At 43.8% G+C, this 3,463-nt stretch carries 4 protein-coding genes and 2 pseudogenes; 2 read left to right on the top strand and 4 right to left on the bottom strand.

All coding sequences use genetic code 11. The features are described from left to right. A pseudogene (locus ACP45E_RS16390) lies at positions 1–447 on the top strand (hypothetical protein); the annotation flags it as partial. Positions 448–599: 152 nt separating this feature from the next. After that, positions 600–1,469 (top strand): hypothetical protein, encoded by an 870-nt coding sequence (locus tag ACP45E_RS16385; protein WP_017037762.1) that lies wholly within the window; start codon positions 600–602, stop codon positions 1,467–1,469. A gap of 83 nt (positions 1,470–1,552) precedes the next feature. Here ACP45E_RS16385 and ACP45E_RS16380 read toward each other — a convergent pair whose 3' ends face one another. From ACP45E_RS16380 to ACP45E_RS16365, 4 genes and pseudogenes are all read right to left on the bottom strand, one after another. Beyond that, the gene (locus ACP45E_RS16380) at positions 1,553–1,987 is read right to left on the bottom strand and encodes a YccF domain-containing protein (RefSeq protein ID WP_017036216.1); all 435 of its coding nucleotides are present in this window, start codon (positions 1,985–1,987) and stop codon (positions 1,553–1,555) included. A 2-nt stretch (positions 1,988–1,989) separates the two neighbouring features. Further along, entirely contained in the window at positions 1,990–2,289 is a 300-nt protein-coding gene (locus tag ACP45E_RS16375; protein ID WP_017036215.1) for an antibiotic biosynthesis monooxygenase family protein, read from the bottom strand. A 37-nt stretch (positions 2,290–2,326) separates the two neighbouring features. Further along, complete coding sequence (locus tag ACP45E_RS16370; RefSeq protein ID WP_050989669.1) at positions 2,327–3,013, bottom strand: sulfite exporter TauE/SafE family protein; 687 nt, start codon at positions 3,011–3,013, stop codon at positions 2,327–2,329. A 171-nt stretch (positions 3,014–3,184) separates the two neighbouring features. After that, a pseudogene (locus ACP45E_RS16365) lies at positions 3,185–3,463 on the bottom strand (MFS transporter); the annotation flags it as partial.

Genomic DNA, 3,463 nt, shown 5'->3' with positions numbered 1-3,463 from the left:
ACACAACTTGCGCTAAGACCGGGCGTCATGGCGGTTCCTCTGCCACTGGCTCCTGTTATGACTTTCATTCACTCCGAAGAGAAGATCTACACCGCGGCTTTTCGCCAAAACTCGTTACAACGTCTACAACCAGGGTTCGAGGCTGAGTTCCTGTTTAGAGCCTTGCCAGGACGCGTATTCAAAGGAGAGGTTATCGAAGCGCTTCCAGCGATTGGCGAAGGTCAGATCCAAGCTCGGGGTTCACTCCTAGGAACAGACTCACTTCGTACTAACGGACGAGTTCTGATTACTTTACGCATTAACGATGATCTTTCTGAGTATCATTTACCATTGGGGACCGCAGTAGAAGTTGCCGTCTATTCAGATAGCTTCACTCACGTATCCATCATGCGTAAAATATTGATTCGCATGAAAAGTTGGCAAAACTACTTATACTTAGATCACTAGGTATTCGTCTCAATAGCTATTGATCTAATAGCTAATGTTCTAATAGGTATTGTTCTAATCACTAGTGATACAAGAAAAAGACAATGGCGAGGCTCATCATCATTTTGAGTTCTCGCCTTCTCAATATCTCACCGCAATTCTGAGGTCCAGCCTTGAGTAACCATAAACTGTCTACTTCTGCTCTTGCAAAAATAAGAGAAATAGATTCTAAACAGCTCTTTGCTGATCTTAAAAAATCAGGGTATATCAATCGTTTTGAAGATAAATGGGTGGTGACTCAGATTGGTGCAAAATTTGGTGGCGAGTACTTTCATCACCCTAAATTTGGTGATTACATTGTCTGGCCTGGTAATCTATTGATCGATATGGACCGCTATTCCGGTGAGGCCATGTCTTCTACCGACATAGGCATATCATTCAATCTTAGCGCGAAAAAAATCAATCAGTTGCTCGCCGAGCTGGGCTGGATCACTAAAACAGAGCAAGGATGGTGTGCAACCCGCTCTGGAGCCTGTGTCGGTGCAATTCAAAAAGAAAACCCATCTTCAAAGCAAAGCTTTGTTCTTTGGCATGACTCTATTGCAAACAACAAGCATTTAAAACAGTCGGTTATAGAGTTCCTTGGGCAAGAGGCATCGGCACACTCTACAGATAAGTCACTTTTCAATTTCCGACAAAAATTTGAAGCCAAACACCGCACTTTAGATGGCCACTATGTCTGTTCTATCGGAGAGCTTCGAATCGATAACTGGCTTTATATGAACGGTATACCGCACGCCTATCAGCGCCAATTACCCATTGAAGAAAATGCCCTAAGCGACTTTTATCTCCCAACAGGCAATGTCTATTTGCAATATTGGGGGACAGATTCCAGCCCCACAGAACAAGAGCAAATAACCCAAACCAAAACCCTCTACGAGCAGCACCAACTGAACTTGATCGAGATTTTCCCAAGCGACAGTGACCAGTTAGATGAAGTGCTGCCAAGAAAGCTTCGAGAGTATGGGATTAAAGGCTATTAGCGCTAGAGTCTGACCATTCTTCGAGCATTGCTAGTCCGTTGTTTTGAATCAGTGCTTTCTAGTCCGTACTTTCTTATACGATCTTACGAACGATATGATGAATATTTCGCCGCAGCGGCTTCTTCTTTAGACACTACCGTTTGCCCAATTGGCGCAAGCGAAATCAATGCCAACTTCAAATGTTGTAACGCAAACGGAATGCCAATAATGGTAATAAAACACGCCACTGCCGAAAGAATATGACCAATGGCTAACCAAACACCCGCAAGCAAAAACCAAATTACATTACCAACAAATCCGAAGGCACCTGTTCCAATATCTTCCTGATTGGTTAGCTCATCCCGGGCTATCGCTTCTTGGCCAAACGGAAAAAACGAAAAGTTTCCCATCACGAAACAAGCGCGCCCCCAGGGAATGCCAACAATACTAATAAAAGCTAAAAGGCCAAACATCCACCACATTAGCCCCATAAAAACACCGCCGAACAAAAACCAAATGATATTACCTAATGTACGCATAACTACCTCGATGAAAAAACCGGCTCATAGTGCTCAACCGTTGGAAACGGATCATAGAAATGATGCAGTAACGCTTTCCATTCCTGATACTGCTCCGATTCTCTAAAACCTTCAGTGTGAGCCTGCAATGTGTGCCAATTTACGATTAAAATAAAACGATTAGGATCTTCAATACACCGCTGTAATTGATGATCGATATACCCATCCATTGCTGAAATAATAGCTTGGGCTTTTTTGAATGCTTGTTGAAACTCCTCGACAAGCAGCGGCTTCACATCTAAAACAGCCACTTCCGTTATCATAGTGTTGTTTTCCTTAACTCAATATGAACTTTAATTGTTAAAACGCTTGCCACACTGCGGTTACTCCACTTACAGAACACAATACTAAGGCTCCAGCACGTATTATTTCTTTGGGTAAGGTTTGCGTCGTGGCAATCGCCAATCTATAACCTAGCCAAGATGCAGGAATCAACGGAATCGTAATCCACAAATGGTGTGTATTCAAAAATCCGGCTGGAATCTGAATAATGAGTGAGATAAGAGAACTGAATACGAAGAAGGCCGATAAATTACCACGTAACTGATTGGCCTCCTGATGCTGAAGCAACAGCGCCATTGGAGGGCCTCCGATAGACGAACTCGTACCAAAGAATCCAGAAAAGAAACCCGCAATACCCATGCGCATTGGCGTTGGTTCAATACGATAAGGGAGTAAACTCACCGCAACCGCAAATAGGACCAGAAAGCCCAGCCAAAGGGCCAACACATCCGTAGAAACCATAACCAGAAGAAACCCACCAGCAATCGAGCCCGGAACACGCCCAATCAATGCCATTTTGAGGCCACCTATAGATACGCTGGCGCGATGTTTTCGTGCATTAAGGATAGAGATAAACAGTGCAACTAAACATATTGGCGCTGGTACATAATCTGGAGAGATCAAAAATAACAAAGGCGCAGCAACAATAGCCAGCCCAAAACCAATCGCCGTTTGGACGAAAGAGCCTAAAAAAATCAGAAACATTGCAATTAACGCTGGGGTGGTTATCCATTCGGACACGACACAATTCCTTACATCTAGATGCCAAGCCTCATCATAATCTATCTATATAAAAATCATATAACTAAATAAAAACCCACCGTAATAGCGGGTGGGTTGTATCGACAATAACAGGGGCAGCAACGATTCAAATATTTAGCTTTGAGCAGCTAACCTTACCACTGGCTTATCGTTAATTGGCAAGTGTAACAATGCCGCGATAAACGCCAATGCGACCGTAGACCACCAAATCGGATCGTAAGAGCCATAGTAGTCATAGATAAGCCCACCAACCCAAGCCCCTAAAAAGCTGCCGACTTGGTGAGTAAAAAATACCAACCCATACAATGTCGACAAGTAACGAGCACCAAAGATCTGCCTAACAAGTCCAGAAGTCAAAGGGACGGTTCCAAGCCAGCAAAATCCGATCGCCGC

Origin of the sequence: Vibrio genomosp. F10 str. 9ZD137, from assembly GCF_049974785.1 — a bacterium.
Classification (GTDB): Bacteria; Pseudomonadota; Gammaproteobacteria; order Enterobacterales; family Vibrionaceae; genus Vibrio.
This window is presented reverse-complemented; position numbering and strand designations above follow the sequence as displayed.